Source organism: Rhodopseudomonas palustris, from assembly GCF_003591005.1.
Classification (GTDB): Bacteria; Pseudomonadota; Alphaproteobacteria; order Rhizobiales; family Xanthobacteraceae; genus Rhodopseudomonas; species Rhodopseudomonas palustris_K.
Genome location: NZ_QYYD01000011.1, coordinates 44,384 through 62,800, shown reverse-complemented (window position 1 = coordinate 62,800; position 18,417 = coordinate 44,384). Strand labels below are relative to the sequence as shown.

At 64.6% G+C, this 18,417-nt stretch carries 12 protein-coding genes and 1 pseudogene; 6 read left to right on the top strand and 7 right to left on the bottom strand.

All coding sequences use genetic code 11. The features are described 5' to 3' along the window. Positions 1 to 370: 370 nt before the first annotated feature. Together D4Q52_RS12255 and D4Q52_RS12250 are read left to right on the top strand one after the other, a co-directional pair. The gene (locus D4Q52_RS12255) at positions 371 to 1,516 is read left to right on the top strand and encodes a GGDEF domain-containing protein (RefSeq protein WP_119856850.1); all 1,146 of its coding nucleotides are present in this window, start codon (positions 371 to 373) and stop codon (positions 1,514 to 1,516) included. 35 nt (positions 1,517 to 1,551) lie between these two features. Further along, positions 1,552 to 2,667, top strand: coding sequence for a DUF2336 domain-containing protein (locus tag D4Q52_RS12250; RefSeq protein WP_119856849.1), 1,116 nt, complete (start codon positions 1,552 to 1,554; stop codon positions 2,665 to 2,667). A 32-nt stretch (positions 2,668 to 2,699) separates the two neighbouring features. Here D4Q52_RS12250 and D4Q52_RS12245 read toward each other — a convergent pair whose 3' ends face one another. Genes D4Q52_RS12245 through D4Q52_RS12235 form a run of 3 tightly spaced genes read right to left on the bottom strand, consistent with a single transcriptional unit; the run spans position 2,700 to position 7,596 of the window. Next, on the bottom strand, positions 2,700 to 4,928 hold the full coding sequence (locus tag D4Q52_RS12245) for a TonB-dependent receptor family protein (protein WP_119856848.1): 2,229 nt from the start codon (positions 4,926 to 4,928) through the stop codon (positions 2,700 to 2,702). Further along, positions 4,928 to 7,159, bottom strand: a complete 2,232-nt coding sequence (locus D4Q52_RS12240; protein ID WP_119856847.1) for a TonB-dependent receptor family protein — start codon at positions 7,157 to 7,159, stop codon at positions 4,928 to 4,930. The genes D4Q52_RS12245 and D4Q52_RS12240 overlap by 1 nt, the downstream gene beginning before the upstream one ends. Before the next feature lie 59 nt (positions 7,160 to 7,218). Further along, positions 7,219 to 7,596 carry a DUF2946 family protein gene (locus tag D4Q52_RS12235; RefSeq protein ID WP_119856846.1) on the bottom strand — a complete coding sequence of 126 codons (378 nt, stop codon included), beginning with the start codon at positions 7,594 to 7,596 and terminating at the stop codon, positions 7,219 to 7,221. 305 nt (positions 7,597 to 7,901) lie between these two features. Here D4Q52_RS12235 and D4Q52_RS12230 point away from each other — a divergent pair, with 305 nt between their 5' ends. The 3 genes from D4Q52_RS12230 (at position 7,902) to D4Q52_RS12220 (ending at position 11,052) form a co-directional block, all read left to right on the top strand. Beyond that, positions 7,902 to 8,579 carry a hypothetical protein gene (locus D4Q52_RS12230; RefSeq protein WP_234831164.1) on the top strand — a complete coding sequence of 226 codons (678 nt, stop codon included), beginning with the start codon at positions 7,902 to 7,904 and terminating at the stop codon, positions 8,577 to 8,579. A gap of 76 nt (positions 8,580 to 8,655) precedes the next feature. After that, positions 8,656 to 9,435 carry an enoyl-CoA hydratase gene (locus tag D4Q52_RS12225; protein ID WP_119856844.1) on the top strand — a complete coding sequence of 260 codons (780 nt, stop codon included), beginning with the start codon at positions 8,656 to 8,658 and terminating at the stop codon, positions 9,433 to 9,435. Between the two features lie 174 nt (positions 9,436 to 9,609). Further along, the gene (locus tag D4Q52_RS12220) at positions 9,610 to 11,052 is read left to right on the top strand and encodes a TolC family outer membrane protein (protein WP_234831163.1); all 1,443 of its coding nucleotides are present in this window, start codon (positions 9,610 to 9,612) and stop codon (positions 11,050 to 11,052) included. A gap of 124 nt (positions 11,053 to 11,176) precedes the next feature. On the opposite strand, the gene D4Q52_RS12215 is transcribed toward D4Q52_RS12220, so the two are convergent. The 3 genes from D4Q52_RS12215 to D4Q52_RS12205 all read right to left on the bottom strand — a co-directional run bounded on the left by D4Q52_RS12215 (position 11,177) and on the right by D4Q52_RS12205 (position 16,147). After that, positions 11,177 to 11,455: a hypothetical protein gene (locus tag D4Q52_RS12215; protein WP_234831162.1), complete on the bottom strand. Its 279-nt coding sequence runs from the start codon at positions 11,453 to 11,455 to the stop codon at positions 11,177 to 11,179. Between the two features lie 227 nt (positions 11,456 to 11,682). Beyond that, complete coding sequence (locus D4Q52_RS12210; protein ID WP_119856842.1) at positions 11,683 to 14,805, bottom strand: efflux RND transporter permease subunit; 3,123 nt, start codon at positions 14,803 to 14,805, stop codon at positions 11,683 to 11,685. Positions 14,806 to 15,004: 199 nt separating this feature from the next. Continuing rightward, a complete protein-coding gene (locus D4Q52_RS12205) occupies positions 15,005 to 16,147 on the bottom strand; it encodes an efflux RND transporter periplasmic adaptor subunit (protein WP_425328483.1) in 1,143 nt (380 codons plus the stop codon). A 398-nt stretch (positions 16,148 to 16,545) separates the two neighbouring features. Here D4Q52_RS12205 and D4Q52_RS27000 point away from each other — a divergent pair. After that, a pseudogene (locus D4Q52_RS27000) lies at positions 16,546 to 16,788 on the top strand (PilZ domain-containing protein); the annotation flags it as partial. Between the two features lie 97 nt (positions 16,789 to 16,885). On the opposite strand, the gene D4Q52_RS12195 reads toward D4Q52_RS27000, so the two are convergent. Next, positions 16,886 to 18,283, bottom strand: a complete 1,398-nt coding sequence (locus tag D4Q52_RS12195) for a CoA transferase (protein WP_119856954.1) — start codon at positions 18,281 to 18,283, stop codon at positions 16,886 to 16,888. Positions 18,284 to 18,417 lie beyond the last annotated feature (134 nt).

Here is an 18,417-nt window from a genome sequence, read left to right as displayed (position 1 = left end):
ATAGTAAAAGGCAAATTTATCATCCTGCCCGGCTGCGCAGCGCCTCTGTGACGTCGACCACGGAAGCAGTTACCTCTCACCGGCGCCCCGCGTCCGCTGCCCCCCACAGTCCGATGTTTAGACCGATTCGTCTCCGGCGGCTTGGCCGAGGGGCCGGCCGGCGTCGCGACACCTTGGCGGCCATATCCGCTCTGCTCCAAATCTTGACCCGTCCCCGCGGCAAGCTGTCCCAGCGGCTCGGAGTGAGAAAAAAGATCAATTTGAGCAAGCGCATAGACACCGCACCTCGAAAAATGACGAATCTCAAAGGATACGAAACCTAAAGGCTTTCCTCGTAAGTTCCCTCAACTCAGGCGCATCGAAGCAAGCGATGAATTCAACTGCCGCAATTCCTGCCCTTTCAGCAGCGCCAGCGGACGAGGTCGATTGGGCCCGGACGCTCGCGGTGCGTGCCAAGCGGGTCAAGCAACGGCGGCAGATCTTCGACCTCATCGCCGTCAGCTATCTGATCGATGCGACGCTGTTGCTGATGTACGCGTTCGCCGACACCATCCCGTTTGGTGCCGTGCCGGCCTACCTCGGCTGTGTGCTGCTGATCCTGGTTGCAACCGTCACGTTGTCCGAGCACGGCTTCCACGACCGCTACAAGGACTATTTTCTGGTCCTGCCGACCTCGGCGGTCCTCATCGGACTGGCGCTCGGCTTCATGGCGTGCGTGCCGCAGGCCGCCTTGGTGTTCACGGGTACGCTCCTGATCATCTTCAGCGTCGCGTCGCTGCACGCCAGCCGCAAAGAGTGTGTGGTCGGCTGGAGCGTGCTGACGATCGCACTGGCGGTGCTCTTCCTGTTCACTGACCATCCGATTTCGGTGCCGGGCGGATCGCTGTTGGAGCGTCTGACCACGCTGCTGGTGCTGGTTCTGACGATCGGCCGCTGCATGTTCGTGAGCATGTACTCCGCCAGCCTGCGGGAGACGCTGTACAAGCGCGGCGTGGAGTTGCGCGAAGCCTATCAGCGCATCGAGGAGCTCGCCGAGCTCGACGAACTCACCGGCGCGTTCAACCGCCGCTGCATCATGCGGATGCTCAACGAAGAGATCGCGCGTGCCGAGCGCAACGCCACGCCGCTGTCGCTGGCGCTGATCGACCTCGACTGGTTCAAGCGCATCAACGACGGCTTCGGCCATCCGATCGGCGACGAGGTGCTGCGCACCTTCGCCATCACCATCTTCGCCAACATTCGCAGCTTCGACCGGTTCGGCCGCTACGGCGGCGAGGAATTCCTGCTGCTGCTACCGAACACGTCCCGCGAGCAATCCCATGCCATGCTCGAGCGATTGCGGGAGATCGTGGCGGAGCTTGACTGGACGGCATTTTCGCCGGGCATGCGGGTAACGCTTTCCGCCGGCATCGCCACGATGACGCTCGGCGAGACTGCGGACGCCGCTCTCGCCCGCGCCGACGGCGCGCTCTACACCGCCAAGGAAATGGGACGCAACCGGATCTTTACAATCTGAAGAATTCAGATTTGAACGCGACGCCAGGATGGACGATGAGCTCTCAGCCGGCCCTTACCGCGGCCAATCTCCTCGATGAATTGCAGGCCACGCTGATGCACGGAACGGTGGCACGCCGGGTCGAAACCCTGCGCCGCGTCACCGACCTTTATCTCGATGGCGAGGTCGACTACAGCGACGATCAGGTTGCCGTGTTCGACGACGTCTTCACCTGCCTCGTCAGGAACATTGAATGCAACGCCAAGGTGCTGCTGGCGCAGCGGTTGGCCCAGGTGAAGGCGCCACCGCGGATCATCCACCACCTCGCCTTCGAAGACATGATCGAGATCGCCGCGCCGGTGCTGTCGCAATCCGAACAGCTTGATGACGCGACGCTGATCGCAAATGCCCGGACCAAGGGGCAGCGCCACATGCTGGCAATCTCGACCCGGCGCTCGCTGAGCGGTGCCGTCACCGATGTCCTGGTCGAGCTCGGCAGTCAGGATGTGGTGCACAGCACCGTGCGCAACCCAGGCGCGGAGTTCTCCGACAACGGCTACTCGATCCTGGTCAAGCGCGCCGAGCTGGATGAGGCGCTGGCGACCGCGCTGAGCCAGCGTTCGATTCCGCGTGCGCAAGTTCTCAAGATGATCGCGCTCGCTTCGGCCTCCGTCCGTGCCAAGCTGAAGGCTGCCAATCCCGATGCCGCCGCAGAGGTCAGCAACGCCGTGAAGACAGCGACCCGGCTGGCGCGTTCCGCGCCTGCGGCGATCAGTCGGCAGACCAACATCGCTCATGGTCTGGTGAGAGCGCTCTACGAAGACGGTCGCCTCAACGAAGAGCAGATCAGCGCCTTTGCGGACGATCGCAAATTCGACGAAATCAATCAGGCCATCGCCTGCCTGGCCGGCACGTCGGTGGAAACCGTCGAGGCGTTGATGGTCGAGTCGCGCGACGAAGGCCTGCTGATCCTCGCCAAGGTGTGCAAGCTGAGCTGGAACACCGTCAAGGCAATCATCCATATGCGCGACGAGCTGACCGGTATCAAATCCGCCGACCTCGATGAGTGTCGCTTCACATATGAACGGCTGCGCACCTCGACCGCCCAGCAGGTGCTACGCTTCCACCGCATGCAGCAATCCGCAGCGGTCGCCAAGCCGCCGGCCGCCTGAGCGACCGGCGCGTTTCAGTCAGCAGCAGCTCGTCACCACCGCGTCCGCAAGCCGGCATAGACCGCCCGCCCCATGCCCGGATTGAACAGCGCCGACGCGGCCGTAGCCGCTTCCACCGCGATCGCGGTCGAGATGTAGCGCTTGTCCAACAGATTGCGGGCTTCAATATAACCGGACCAGCCGGTGCCGCGGTCGTAGCCGAGCTTGAAGTTCAACAGCGCGTAAGGATCGACCGTCAAAGTATTGGCGTTGTCGGCGAAGAACGCTTGCGGCATCCATTCGACATTGGGACCGGCGTAAAAGCCGTTGGCGTGCTTGTATAGCACCTCGGCCCGGACCCAATGTGCCGGCACCGCCGGCAATTGGTTGTTGCCCCAGGTGACGTCGCCGTCGAAGCGGAAGTCGCTGTAGGTGTAGGCGACGTTGAACCAGAACCGGTCCTCCTGCGCGAAAATCGACTTCAGGAACGCGACGCCCAGCCCGGCTTCGACGCCCTGATGCACGGTGCGATCGGCATTGCGGATCGTGCAGGCCCCCGGCGTCGATGGGCTGGTCAGACATTGCAGCTCGTTGCGGATGTCGGCGCGATACAGCGAGATGTCCCAGGTGAGGTCCGGACGCCGACCACGGGTACCGATTTCATAGGTTGTGGCGGTTTGGGCGTTGATGTCCGTACTCGCAGGCGACGCGAAGGTGGTGACGTCGTAGGTCGGCACCTCGGCGCTGCGCGAGATATTGCCATACACCTGCCAGGTTGAATCGACGTCCCACAGCAGCCCCATCTTGGGACTGAAGGGGTTGTAGGTGCGCCGCCCGGACTGATCGCCATTTGTCAGAAAGCGATCCTGCTGGTCGCGCACCGCATGGAGGAATTGCGCGCCGGCGACCAGTGCGACGTTAGGCAAGACGTAGAACGAGTTGTCCGCATAGGCGGAGACGTTCTGCGATTTCCACAAATAGGAAGCCGCCAGCGGTCCCTTCACCGCCGCTCCGACGTTCCAGTACTGATTGATGTCGATCGTCCCGTTCTGGATGTTGACGCCGGTGATCAGGCGATTGCGGAAGCCACCGATCAGCCGGTCGTCGGTGGCGCGCGCGAAGCCGCCATAGTCGTGGACGTGGAAATCGAGCCACTGATAGATCGGATGCATGACGTGGCGTTCGAGCACGAAGGCACCGAAATCCACGGTCGTCTCGTCGAATCGCAACGTGGTTTTGTTGGCAACCCGCACCGAATCGATGTTGCGCTGCTGGTCCTGCTGCACCCAGACCGGATTGGCGGCGCGCGGCGTTGTCAGCGCCGCATCCTTGGTTACTTCGCCGGGGATCTCAGAACGCCAGCGCCCGGCAGTGAGATAGAACCTGGTTTCGGCGTCCGGCGAAAACTGGTAGCCGAAATTTGCATTGAGGCGTTCGGCGTCGGTCTTGCTGTGCTCACGATAGCCCTCCTCGCGCTGCGCCGACATCGTCATGTACCAGTCGAATGGCCCGGCGAAGCCGCCGACGCTCGTGGCGGACTTCAGATAGCCGAAGCTGCCGCCGTCGATCCGCGCCTCGAACTCCGGCGAATTGCGCCCGGTCGGCATCACGAAATTGATCGCACCGCCTAGCGAATTGGCGCCGTAACGTAGCGCATTGGCGCCCTTGTAGACTTCGATGTAGCGATACGCGGTCGGATCGATCTCGAACAAGTCGAACAGGCCGTCGGCGGTGCTGATCGGAATGCCGTCCATCAACGGGTTGATGCCGCGGTTGCCGTAAGCGCGCGACAGGCCCGAACCGCGGATCGAAATCCGCGCATCCGGCCCCCAGCGCTGTTGGATCAGGACGCCCGGAACCCAGCCGAGCGCGTCCTTGATGGTGTTGGCCGGCGTATTCTTGAATTCGGTGTCGGGCACAAGCGCGACGCCGCCGGGAACACGCTCTATCTCTCGGCGGGCCTGTTCGGTGGTCGGCACGGTCAGGCTCGCTGGTGCGCGGGCTCCTGGTGACTGCACGCCGCCCGCGACCGGCGGCGCGGCGGTTGCACCGATGCTGCTCGCTCTCACAGCACGAGCGCCGATTGAGACAGCGCGGGGCTTCGGCCGAGCCGCTGGACGCGGAGCCTCGTCCGGCGCCTGAACAGTCACTGGCGGCAGCGAACTGGACGGGCTCTGCGCCAGCGCGGACCGGCTCGACAACGCCGTGGACGCAACGACAGCGGCAGAGGCCAGCAGCGCACAGCGGACCGACACGGATAACAATGACTTTGAACGCTCCATCACCACCGGACCTTCAATCCGGCATAGACCGCACGGCCGGTGCCCGGCTCGAACAGCGGCGAGGACGCGGTCGCCTTGTCGATGATGCTGGCGGAGGCGATGTAGGTCTTGTTGAGGATGTTGCGGCCTTCGATGTAGATCGAGTACGGTCCGCCATTGTCGATGCCGGCCTTGAGGCCGAGCAGCGCGTAGGGCTCGGTCTGCTGGGTGTTGGCGCTGTCGACGTAGTAAGCCTGCGGCACCCACTCGACGTTCGGGCCGACGTAAAAGCCGTTCGGGTTCTTGTAGAGCAGCTCGGCACGCAGATAGTGCCGGGGGGCGCCTGGCAGTAGGTTGGTGCCGAACTTGGCGTCGTTGTCGAAACGGAAGTCGTTCAGCGTGTAGGCCATGTTGAGCCACAGCCGATCCGCGGCCGGTCCGTGCTCGAACAGATTTTTGAACAACGCGACACCGAGCCCGGCCTCGATGCCCTGGTGCACGGTGCGGTCGGCGTTGGTGACGTTGCAATTGCCGAACGCGCTGTACAGGCACAGCAGTTCGTCCTTGATCTCGGCGCGGTAGCCGGTCAGCTCCCAGGTCAGATCGGGTCGGTTGCCACGCGTGCCGATCTCGTAGGTCGTCGCGCGCTGCGGCCGGATACTGGTGAACGGGATGGTCGGAATGCCGACGCCCGACGAGCTCTCGCCGAAGCTCGGCACTTCGGCGCTGCGCGAAATGTTGGCGTAGGCCTGCCATGTCGGATCGATCTGCCATAACAGGCCGCCCTTCGGGCTCCACAGATTGAACTCCGTCGAGCCCGACTGATTGCCATCGGACAGGAAGCGATCGCGGCGGTCGCGGGTCGCGTGCAGGAACTGCGTGCCGGCGACCAGCGCGACGTTGCGCAGAACGTAGAACGAATCCTCGATATACACCGAGGTGTTGGTCGAGCTGTCGAGCGACGACGACGCCAGCGCGCCCTTCTGCCCGGCGATGTTGACATATTGTTTGTTGTCGAGACGGCCGTTGAGGATGTTGACGCCAGCGACCAGGCGATTGCGATAGCCGCCGATCTCGCGGTCGTCGGTGACTTTGGCGAAGCCGCCGTAGTCCTGATAGCGATAGTCCAGCCATTGGAAGATCGGATGCATCAGATGGCGATCGACACCGAACGCGCCGAAATCCACCACCGTATTGTCGAAGCGGATCGTGGTCTTGTTGGCGAGCCGCACGGTGTCGATGTTGCGCTGCTGATCAAGCGCGACGTTGTTCGGCGCCGCGGTCTGCGGTGAGTTCAGCGCGACGTCCTTGCTGACCGTGCCGGGTATCCGCTGGCGGACGCTGTTGGCGTTGAGATAGAACCGCGTCTCGATGTCCGGCGTAATCTGATAGCCGATATTGGCGCTCAGCCGATAGGCCTGGCCGTTGCTGTGGTCGCGGAAGCCGTCCGCGGCTTGCGCCGACGCGGTGACGTAACCATCCCAGACGCCGTTGGCGCCGCCGGCATTGGCCTGCAGCCGGCGATAGCCAAACGCACCGGCGTCGACGCTGACACCGTTCGGGAACGGATCGCGCCCGGTCTTGGTCACAAAATTGATGGCGCCGCCGAGCGAATTGGCGCCGAATTGCAGCGCGTTGGCGCCCTTGTAGACCGCGACGTACTTGTAGGCCGTCGGGTCGATCTCCTGAAAATCGCCGTAGCCATCGGCGGTGTTGATCGGAATGCCGTCCATGTAGAGCTGCACGCCGCGCAGGTGGAAGTTGCGTGACAGACCAGAACCGCGGATCGACAGCCGCGTATCGTCGCCCCATTTCGGCTGGGCAAACACGCCGGGCACGTAATCCAGAATATCCTTGATGGTGTTGGACACGGTCGAGTTGCGATAGGCGTTCGCCGGCACCAATGCGACGCCGCCTGGCGTCTGCTGGATGTCGGCGAGCGCCTGCTGCACGGTGAGCACCGTCAGAGCGGGCCCTCGCGCCGCGGCCGGCGCGGCCTGGGGCGCGGCGGAAGGAGTCGGAGCGGTGATCCGTACGCGCGCATTGCCGGCGGTGGCACTGCGTCGTTGCGGACGCGGTGTCGCCGGACGCGCCTGGTCGGGAGCCTGGACGGTGACCGCAGGCAGCACAGCGTCGCGGCTTTGGGCCGAGGCAGCCGTGCTGAACAAAGAGGTCGTGACGATAGACGTGGTGACGAGCGCGGCGGCGTGCGCGAGCACGCGGCGGCGCGGCCGCACAGATGCGGACGGCATGGATACGACTCCGAAAGCTGAGGTGACGAGTATGGGCGCGCCGCAAGCGGCGCAGGTCGTCAGCTCAGGGCCGGAGGTCCGCGCGGCTGGTGATCCCGGCTTTGGGTGAAGGCGACGAAGGGGGTGTCGCGCGGCGGATCATACGCAGTGCCGAACGCCAGCCGAATGGCGACCGCGGGCGCGACCGGCGGTGGCGCAGCGCTGACATGATGGCCGATGCATAGCGGGCAATGCACAGGCGCGGGTTTGGCCTTGCCGGGCTCCGCAGGTCCGGCTGCGTCGCCGCTCGGCAGGCAGAGTTCGTGGCCGGCCTGAAGCTGCACGGGCGATTGGGCCGCAAGCAGCGCACTGGTGAGCAGCACATTCAGCACCAGCGCATAGACAGCCGCCCAAGCGGCGCCCCATGCAATCCTGCGCTTTCGTGCGAGATGGCCCACAATAATACCCCCGCTGTTTTGCTAGCACAGTGCAAGCCCAAGTCAATTTCATTGGCCATCCGTGACACACCGGAAGCGTCTGCCGCACGGGCATGGAGAACATTCCCGTTTTGCGCTCGCCGCACGAATGAGGCGGGCTGCCATAGAGGTTGCCAAAATATTGCCGCGCGCCGCCGAGGATTTCTCACGTTTTGGCCCCGGTCACGCCATTGCCGCGGGGACATTCTGCCCCAGGGTTGGCAACTGGGGAGACCGTTATGAGCCACGAAGCCAGTGGGCGCTTCGCATTGATCGTCGCAGCAGGATTGCTGGCGTTGCTGGGGGGGCCGCTTCAGGCGGCACCGGCCGCCGCCGCGCCGCAGGACAGCGCGACTCAGCAGAGCACCGCGCCCGTCGCCAAGAAGAAGGTGGCAAGGCCGCACGCCAAGCAGGTGAAGAAAAAGCCCGCTCCCGCCAAACAGGCCAAGCCGACCGCTGAAAATGCCGGTGACGGCGTCAAAACCAAGGACCAGAGCAAGCTCGCCGCCAAGCCCGTGCCTGAGGCGACACCCCAGGACGAAGCTCAGGCCGCCGCAGATGCGCCGGCGTCAGCCGCTTTGCCGGCGTCCGTCGCCAATGCCAATGCGCAGTTCCCGGAGGTCGCTGCCGCCGATGGCGCGACGCCTGGCGGGATGCCTGCGGCGTCTCAGCCTGCCGGCTCCGACCCTGCCGCCAAGCCCGCGGCCGATGTCCCGGTGATGGCGCCTGACGAGGTGAACGAACTCGACCGCGCAGCCGAGGCCGAGCCTCAGCCGGCCACGACGGCCGCCAACGCCGCCGCGCCCACCACGGCCGCGCAGCCGCCCACGGTCGGCACCGCGCAGGTCGAGTCGGCCACCAGCAACGACGGCGCCTGGGACAAGGCGTCGCTGGTCGGCAAAATCTTCATTGCCGCCGGTGGTTTACTGACGCTGGCCTCGGCCGCGCGGATGTTCATGGCCTGACCCCCTCCCCTTGAAGCGCCCCGCGCCAGCGGGCAGATTGCCCGCGGCCGCGACCGGCCCTCAACGGGAATGCAACATGAGCACATTCGAATTCATCATAGTCGAGCGCCAAAACGCGGTCGGCATCATCAAGCTCAATCGGCCGAAAATGCTGAATGCGCTGTCGTTTGGCGTGTTTGGCGAGATCGGAGCCGCGGTCGAGGACCTCGAGGCTGACGACGCGATCGGTTGCATCCTGATCACCGGCAGCGAGAAGGCATTCGCGGCCGGTGCCGACATCAAGGAGATGCAGCCGAAGAGCTTCATCGACATGTTCAACGAGGACTTCACCGCGATTGGCGGCGACCGACTGGCGCGCTGCCGCAAGCCGACAATTGCGGCCGTCTCGGGCTACGCGCTTGGCGGCGGCTGCGAGCTGGCGATGATGGCCGATTTCATCATCGCCGCAGATACCGCAAAGTTCGGGCAGCCGGAGATCACCCTCGGCACCATTCCGGGCATCGGGGGAACGCAGCGCCTCACGCGCGCAATCGGCAAGGCCAAGGCGATGGACCTATGCCTCACCGGCCGTATGATGGACGCGCAGGAGGCCGAACGCTCCGGTCTGGTCAGCCGTATCGTTCCGGCCGACAAGCTGATGGAAGAAGCACTGGCTGCCGCCGAGAAGATCGCGTCGATGTCGCGTCCGGCTGCGGCGATGGCCAAGAACGCCGTCAACCGTGCGCTGGAGAGCACTCTGGCCGAAGGCCTCGCGGTCGAGCGCGATCTCTTCCACGCCACCTTCGCGTTGGAGGATCGCTCGGAAGGCATGGCGGCGTTCATCGAGAAGCGCAAGCCGAACATCAAGAACCGCTGACGTCCCGCTGACAAATGCGGTGACCGCCGGGCGATCGCCGCATTTGTCGCGCGCTGCATCGTCGCAGCGTTGCCGCATCACCACAGTGCGTCCGGCACATCGACACAGCGGCCCGTGCGGTTTGCCTCTCGTCGCCCCGCGTTCTAAACATGCAGCACATCGGCGGGGGCGCGGATGCTCAAACTGCAGCGGGACGGAATGGACGAATACGCCCACATCAACGGTGTTGAAAATCGCCTGCGCCTGGCGCGGCGCAGCTTCTACGCCGCCACGGCTATCGCCCTGCTGCTGATCACTCCGGCAAGTGCCGAGAGCCTCGTTGATGCATTGGCCAAAGCCTATCAGAGCAATCCGCAGTTGAACGCCGAGCGCGCCCGACAGCGCGCCACGGACGAGAACGTGCCCGCTCAACTGTCCGGCTACCGGCCGCAGATCATTGCCAGCCTCGGCGCCGGAATGCAGGCGATCCGCAATTTGCTCCCGGACAATACGGTGCAGACCGCGAACCTGAAGCCCTGGACCATCGGCGTCACCGTGACGCAGACGCTGTTCAACGGTTTCCGCACCGCCAACAGCGTGCGCGTTGCCGAACTCCAGGTGAAATCCGGTCGCGAAGCGCTGCGCAATGTCGGCCAGGGCGTGCTGCTCGACGCGGTCACCGCCTACACCAACGTTCTCGCCAATCAGGCGCTGGTAGCAGCACAGAAAGCCAACGTCGACTTCCTCAGCCAGACTTTGGATATCACCCAGAAGAGGCTCGCAGCAGGCGATGTAACGCCGACCGATACCGCGCAAGCCGAAGCGCGTCTTAGTCGCGGTCGCGCCGATCTCAATTCTGCAGAAGTCAATCTCGCGGTCAGCCAAGCGACGTATGCCGAAGTGATCGGTAACGCACCCTCGCGGCTTGGTCCCGCCTCGCCCGTCGACCGTCTGCTGCCGCGCAGCCGCGAGGATGCGATGTCGCTCGCGATGCAAGGTAATCCGGCCGTGCTGGCGGCCAGCTACGATGTCGACGTCGCGACCACGACGATCAAGGTCGCCGAAGGCGCATTGTTGCCCACCGTCACCGTGCAGGGCAGTGCGAGCCGCAGCCGCGGCTCCGACCAGACGCTCGGCAGCGCCGGGACCGATCAGGCTTCGATCCTCGGCCAGATCAATGCGCCGATCTACGATGGCGGCCTTGCCGCCGCGCAGACCCGGCAGTCAAAGGAAATCGCCGCGCAAAGCCGGTTGGTGCTCGATCAAGTCCGCAATCAGTCGCGCACCGCCGCGATTGCCGCTTGGGTCAGCAACGAAGGCGCGAAGATCGCCGTCAGCGCCTCAGAGGCGGAAGTCCGGGCCGCCGAAATCGCCCTCAAGGGCGTGAGCCGCGAAGCGCAAGGCGGGCAGCGCACCACAGTCGACGTGCTCAACTCGCAGCAGGACCTGATCCTGGCACGGGCCCGTCTGATCGGCGCACAGCGCGACCGCGTCGTCGCCTCCTATACCCTGCTCAGCGCCATCGGCCGTCTCGACGTGCAAACGCTCGGGTTGAACACGCCTGACTACCTGCCCGAGGTCCACTATCACCAGGTGCGCGACGCTTGGCATGGCCTGCGCACGCCGTCCGGACAATAAGCGTAGCACCGGTGCGAGACCCGGCAGATAGGCCCGACAATCGCTGATGCGATCAATAAACCTTGAGCCTCTTTACTAATCGCTCTTCGATTATCTGGCCTTTTCGATGATCAGGCCCCGTTCATCAGCAGGCCTTGGCGTGATTGCGATGCGGCGCGCCGACGCCTGACCGTCCCAGCGAGTCGGCTTGAGGCTGCACTGCGGCACGAGGACTCTGCGGGCGGCTCTGGTCCGGCGGAAACGTCGGGCCATGCGTCACGGTGGCGGCTTCAACCCGATCGCCGAGAGCCCGGCCGGTCTCTGTGCAGATGAAATGTTGTTGCGAACAGGCCAGGCAAAACACGGGCTCGTAGGTCAGCCGATCGAGCCCCGACGTGTCATCGGCCAGCCAGGTCTGAGCCATCAGACCGCTTTGCGGACATCGATATACCAAGAGCCTAGCCATAAGCGCATGCTGGCACGGCGTGAGCGCATGACGCTTGATGCAAGTCAATGGATCGCTGCGAACAAATGACGCGACGCCCGCCCGGGCCGCCGTCATCGCGCTGCAACATAGCATTTCCTGCTATTTTGCAGGGCTTTCTTGAAGTCAATTTCGCATCTTCGCAGAGCTACGTCCGCCCTAAGTAATCATCCGAGGCGACGGCGAGAGAAGTAGGAGATCAGAATCGGAAGGGTGATCAGAATCACGAGGGGTGCGAGCATCATCCCGGTGACGACGACAACCGCCAGCGGCTTTTGCACCTGCGAACCGATGCCGTGCGACATGGCCGCCGGCAACAGGCCGACGCCGGCGATGACACAGGTCATCAGCACCGGTCGCAACTGCAACTCGCCGGTCCGGATCACCGCCTTGATGCGATCGAAGCCCTGATCAATGAGCTGGTTGTACTGCGACAGAATGATGATGCCGTCCATCACCGCGATGCCGAACAGCGCGATGAAGCCGATCGCCGCCGAGACGCTGAACGGAATGCCGCTGACCAGCAGCCCCATCACGCCCCCGAAGATCGCCATCGGGATCACGCTCATCGCCAGCAGCGTATCGGTGAACGAGCCGAAGTTGAAGAACAACAGCACGCCGATCAACAGCAAGCTGATCGGCACGACGATCGACAGCCGCTTGATCGCATCCTGCAGATTGCCGAATTCGCCGACCCACTCGGCCCGCGAGCCGGGCGGCAGTTGCACCTGCTCGGCGACCTTCTGCTGCGCCTCCTGGATCGCGCTGCCGAGGTCGCGCTCGCGCACCGAGAACTTGATCGGCAGATAGCGCTCCTGCTGCTCGCGATAGATATAGGCGGCGCCCGACACCAACTGGATCGACGCCACTTCGCTCAGCGGGATCTGCGTGATGCCGTTGGCCCCCTGGACGCCGATCCGCAGATTGTGGATCGCCTCGGCGCTCTTGCGATACTCCGGAGCCAGCCGGATGATGATCGGGAAATGGCGGTCGCTGCCGGGCTCGTAAAGGTCGCCGGCGCTGTCGCCGCCGATCGCCACACGAATGGTCGAATTGATGTCGCCCGGTGTCAGGCCGTAGCGTGCCGCGCGGGCCCGGTCGACATCGATCTGGATCGTCGGCTGCCCCAGCGAGGTGAACACCGCGAGGTCCTGCACGCCCTGCACCGTCGCCAGCACCGCCTTGATCTTGTTAGCGGTGTCGGTGAGTGCCTGCAGATCGTTGCCGAATAGCTTGATCGAGTTTTCACCCTTCACGCCAGAGACCGCTTCGGAGACGTTGTCCTGGAGATATTGCGAGAAGTTGAACTCGACGCCCGGGAATTTCTGCTGCAGCTGCTTCAGCATTCGCGCGGTGAGATCGTCCTTGTCCTTATCTCCGGGCCATTGTGAGACGGGCTTCAGCGGCGCGAAGAATTCGGCATTGAACAGGCCTGCGGCATCGGTGCCGTCATCCGGCCGGCCGTGTTGCGAGACCACCGACTCGACTTCAGGGAAGCTCTGGATCAGCTTGCGCATCTGATTGACGTAGGTGTTGCCCTCGGCCAGCGAAATCGTCGGCGGCAGCGTCGCGCGCACCCAGAGGTTGCCCTCCTCCAGCTTGGGCAGGAATTCCAGGCCGAGGAAGCGCGTCGCCAGCGCGGTCATCAGCACCAGGCCGACGGCGCCCGCCATCACCAGGCGGCGGTTGCGCACCGCCCAGCCGAGCAGCGGCATGTACAGGCGATGCAGCCAGCGCATCAGGAAGGTTTCGGTCTCCTGCACATGCGACGGCAGGATGATGGCCGACAGCGCCGGCGTCACCGTGAATGTGGCGAGCAGACCACCGGCGAGCGCGTAAGCATAGGTTTTTGCCATCGGGCCGAAGATGTTGCCCTCGACGCCGGACAGCGTGAACAGCGGCAGAAACGCCGCGATGATGATGGCCGCGGCGAAGAAGATCGAACGCGACACGTCGGCGGCGGCCGACAGAATCGCGTGGCTCTTCATGCCCATCACGGTCTCGGGCGAGATCTGGCTGCGCTCTTCGGGCGACAATGCGGTGGTGTGCGACAAGCGCCTGAAGATCGCCTCGACCATGATCACGGTGGCGTCGACAATCAGGCCGAAATCGATCGCTCCCACCGACAGCAAATTCGCCGACTCGCCGCGCAGCACCATGATGATCACGGCGAAAAACAGCGCGAACGGAATCGTGGCGCCGACGATCAGCGCGCTGCGCAGGTCGCCGAGGAAGACCCATTGCAGCACGACGATCAGCAGGATGCCGACGACCATATTGTGCAAAACGGTGTGGGTGGTGGTGTCGATCAGGTCCTTGCGGTCGTAGATGCGCTCAATCCGTACCCCGGGCGGCAGCACGCCTGAAGCGTTGATCGCCTTCACGGTCTGCTCGACCCGCGCAATGGTCGGCGAGCTCTTCTCGCCGCGCCGCATCAGCACGATGCCTTGCACGATGTCGTCGTCGTTGTTCATGCCGGCAATGCCGAGCCGCGGCTTTTCACCAACACTGACGGTGGCGATGTCCTTGACCAGCACGGGGTTGCCGTTGCTCGAAGTCACCATGGTGTTAGCGAGATCGTCGATCGATCGGATCAAACCAACGCCGCGCACCACCGCCGACTGGGCACCGATGTCGACGGTGTTGCCGCCGACATTGATGTTCGAATTGGAAACCGCCTGCAGCACTTGCGGCAAAGTCAGGGAATTGGCGACCAGCTTGTTGAAGTCGACCTGAACCTCATAGGTCTTGGTCTTGCCGCCCCACCCGGTGACGTCGATGACGCCAGGCACCGCGCGGAAGCGGCGCTGCAGCACCCAGTCCTGCAGGGTCTTGAGGTCGAGCACGCTGTAGCCCGGCGGGCCGACCAGCCGATAGCGGAAGATCTCGCCGATCGGGCTGAGCGGCGAGATGCCCGGCTGCGCGCCGCCCGGCAGCGGCGGCAATTGCGACAGCCGGTTGAGCACCTGCTGCAGCGCTTCGTCGTAGGTGTAGTCGAACGAGAACTGCAGTTTGACGTCGGACAGGCCGTACAGCGATATCGTGCGGATCGTCTTCAGGTTCTTGATGCCGGAGACCTGGGTCTCGATCGGGATGGTGATGTAGCGCTCGATCTCCTCAGCCGAGAGGCCCGGCCCCTGGGTCACGATGTCGACCATCGGCGGCGTCGGATCGGGATAGGCCTCGATGTTGAGTTGCTTGAAGGCGATGACGCCGCCGGCCATCACCAGCACGAACATCAGGAGCATCAGATAGCGTCGGTTGACGGCAAGAGCGACGAGGCGACCCATCCGGATCGAACCTTTCAGGCAGGCGAGCGGCGGGAGCCGCGATCAGGCGTCCGGTATGTTCTCTCGGTCATCGTCCCGCGCCGTCAAATGAACTCTGCGACAGGTTGTGCGGAGGCCGCCGTTCTCGGGCAGGATACGATCAGATGAGAGCAAGAGAGGAGATCAGGAAGGAGAAGTACGCAGCACGCGCGGGCGGCCATCAGCCGGTGGCAGCGCGGTCGATGAACAGGCTGCCCTTGGTGACGATCTTCTCGCCGGGCTTCAGGTTGCCGATCACTTCGACCAGATTGCCCGCGGTGAGACCCGGCTTGATGGTCCGCAGCTCGATCGAGCGATCGTCGCGGGCGACCCAGACGCGGACCTGGTCGCCTTCATAGATCAGCGCGGTGCGCGGCACGCCGACCGCTGGGTGGTCGGACGCCGAATAGATCGTGACGTTGGCGAACATTTCCGGCTTCAGCGCGCCGTCCGGATTGTCCAGCGTGGCGCGGACCATCAGTCGGCGCGTGTTCGGGTCGATCGCCGTGGCGACGTAGTTGACCCGGGCCGTCAGCGTGCGGTTCGGCAGCGCCAGCACCTTGAAGCTGACGTCCTGGCCGATCTCGACCGCGGCCGCCTCCGACTCGCGAACGAAAGCGGTGAGCCACACCGTCGACAAATCGCCGATCACGAACACCGGATCGCTGGCGCCGGCGTTGACGTATTGGCCGGGGCCGATCTTGCGCTGCACGACCGTGCCGGCGATCGGCGCGTAGATCGTGGTCTCGGGATTGATCTTGCCCTTGTCCTGGAAGGCAGCGATCGCCGCCTCGGTGAGGCCGAGGATGCGCAGCCGGTTGCGCGCCGCTTCGAGCGCCGTGGTGGCCGACTGCATGTCGTTCTGCGCGCCGATCAGCGTGGTCTGCGCCTGCTGATAATCCTTCAGCGGCACCGCCTTGCCTTCGAACAGATCGCGGGCCCGCTTGTCCTGCAGCTGCGCCAGTTCGAGTTGCGATTTGGCTTTGTTGAGCGCGGTCGAGGCGACGATGAAATCGTTCTGCGCCTGCACCGTATCGGGCGCCTCGATGGTGAACAGCGGCTGGCCCTGCTGGACGTGATCACCGGGGCGCGCCAGCAGCTTGGTCACTCGCCCGGCATACGGCGAGAATACCGGCGTCGAGCGATCCTCGTCGATGGCGATCTTGCCTTCGGTGATGTGTTCGGCACGGAAGCTGAAATCACTCACCGGCTCGATCGTCAGGCTGGCCCATTCGGACGGGCTCGGCGTGTAGCGATCGGCGCTGCGGCGCGACTGGCTGGAAATCTCCGAATGCACTTCGGGGGCTTCGAAGCTCTGGATCATGCCGTAGCCGGCAACGGCCGCGCCTGCCGTCAAGCAGCCGGCCAGCACCAGCCATTTGCGCGGCGATGTCCGCAGACGTTGAGTGAAATCGTTCAGCATGGCCCAGCTCGAGATCCGGCTTGATCGCCGCGTTGCCTCCCGGCGGCTCATCATGCCGAGTTCATGTGACGGGCCAATCAAAAAAGCGCCGATCACATCGAATTTCCAGCACTGCAGCGCACCACCCTGGCTGAACACGCCCGGATGGATGTTCGTAACGAAAGAAACCTGAATGGCCGATTAACCGGGTCAATTTCTCGTTAACCCTCGGCCGCGCTTTTCTACCTTACTATGAAACCGCTGTCCTAGAGTGCCGATTGTCTAATTCGGATCATACAACCGGGGGGTCGGTCGTGGTGATGGTCGAAGCTGACAGGCGGCGACATGGGCACAAAAGGGTCATGCTGAACCGGCCAGCGTCGGTGGTGCTGGCGCCCGATACTCAACCTGTCGACTGCTATCTGGTCGACGTGTCGGAAGGCGGGGCCTGCCTCTGGCTCGGCTCTCAGCAGCTGAGCGACTGCTTCGTGCTGCGGCTGACGCCGTCCGGATCGGTGTATCGCGTGTGCAAGCCGATCTGGCGCGACGGCGAGCTCGCCGGCGTGCGGTTCGTCGCCGCCAAGATGTCCGACGCCGTGCCGCATCAAGCCCATGGCGACGGCTTCTGCCCGCGCTGCGCCGCTGAGCTCGGCGAGACCTTCAACCGTGCACCGGCCAATGCGGCGGGCTCGCGCCGAGCGGCACCGACGGCAAGGCCCAGTGCGCCGGCGTTTTCGACATCTCCGCCGCGTGCCGCACCGCCGTCAGCATCCCGAAGCCGGACGGCAGCGATGCAAGATGAGGAGCCGCTGCTGCTGGAGTGATGTCCGGCGTCGCGAGTCCCTCGGGCAGCCGCCCCATCTGCCACAGCCATTGCCCGGTCCGGGCCAACGACACCTCGACGTGCCAGCTGCCGCCCTCGCGCGCCTGCCGCGCCCTGGCGATCATCGCGCCGAACGCCATCAGATAGCCGGTGGCGTGATCGAGGATCTGCATCGGCAATTCCTTCGGTCCACTCACGCCGGCCGCCTGCCCTTCGGCATGATTGAAGCCGGTGGCGCATTGCACCAGGGAATCGAAGCCGCGCCGCTCCGCCCACGGTCCACTGCGGCCATAGGCCGACAGCGACACGTAGACGATGCCCGGATTGATCGCGGCCGCCTCTTCAGGCGAGAAACCGAGCGCGGCGAGCGAGCGCGGCCGATAGCCCTGGCTGAAGATATCGGCCTCACTCAGCAACTCGCGCAGCGCGCCGTGCCCCTCGGGCGTCGTCAGATCGGCGTAGCTCGACAGCTTGCCGCGGCCGGTGTCGATCACCAGCCACGGGATCGACGGGAGCTTCGGACTCGACACCAGCATCACGTCCGCGCCGTGCGCCGCCAGCGTGCGGCCGGCGACCGGGCCGGCGATCACCCGCGACAGATCCAGCACCCGCAGCCCGGCCAGCGGCCGATCACCCGCCGGCCACGGCTTCGGCGCCGACTCGCCGATCCTGCTGATTTCCACCAGCGGCAGCCCGGCCAGCGCCATGGCCTGCGGCAGCGCCTGCCATTCGTCGCGCGAGCGCATCAGCGCCACCACGCCGCCGGCCGCGTAGGCCGCGGTCTCGAGCGCCTCGCCGTCCCAGCTCGTTAGCGCGCCCTGCACGGCGTCTCGGGTCGCATCGCAGTTCAGCACCTTGCAGATCGCGTCGCGGTGATGCGGGAAGTTCGTATGCAGGCGAACGTAACGGCCGCCCTTGACCTGGTACACGCCGGCGATCGGATCCCACATCGGCGGCGGCGGTTCGCCGTCACGCCGCAAGTAACGCTCGGACCGGCACTCGATCGCGGCGTGGCGGATGTCGACGCCGATGCTCTGCGCCTGCCCGCTGCGCATCTGCCAGATCTGGGCCGCCGCCATCGCGCTCGCCGCGATCGACACCTGCGCGGCGGCATCGACGCGAAACGACGACGGCAGCTGCGGCTCGTCGCCGGTCAGCGTGACGCGCGAGAGCGCAGCGGCATCGCCGCCAACAGAGGTCCACAGCTCGGTGAGTAGATCGCGGGAAGATTGCATGACGTCGAATCCTTGCCGTCGCGGAATGGCGATCTGATTAGCAGGCTTCGGCTCGGCGTGTCGCGCATCGCAGCCAAGCGTTTTCGGCCTCGCGGCGCGCTGCGCCCGAGTGTTGCAGGGAAGCTCCTCCCCGA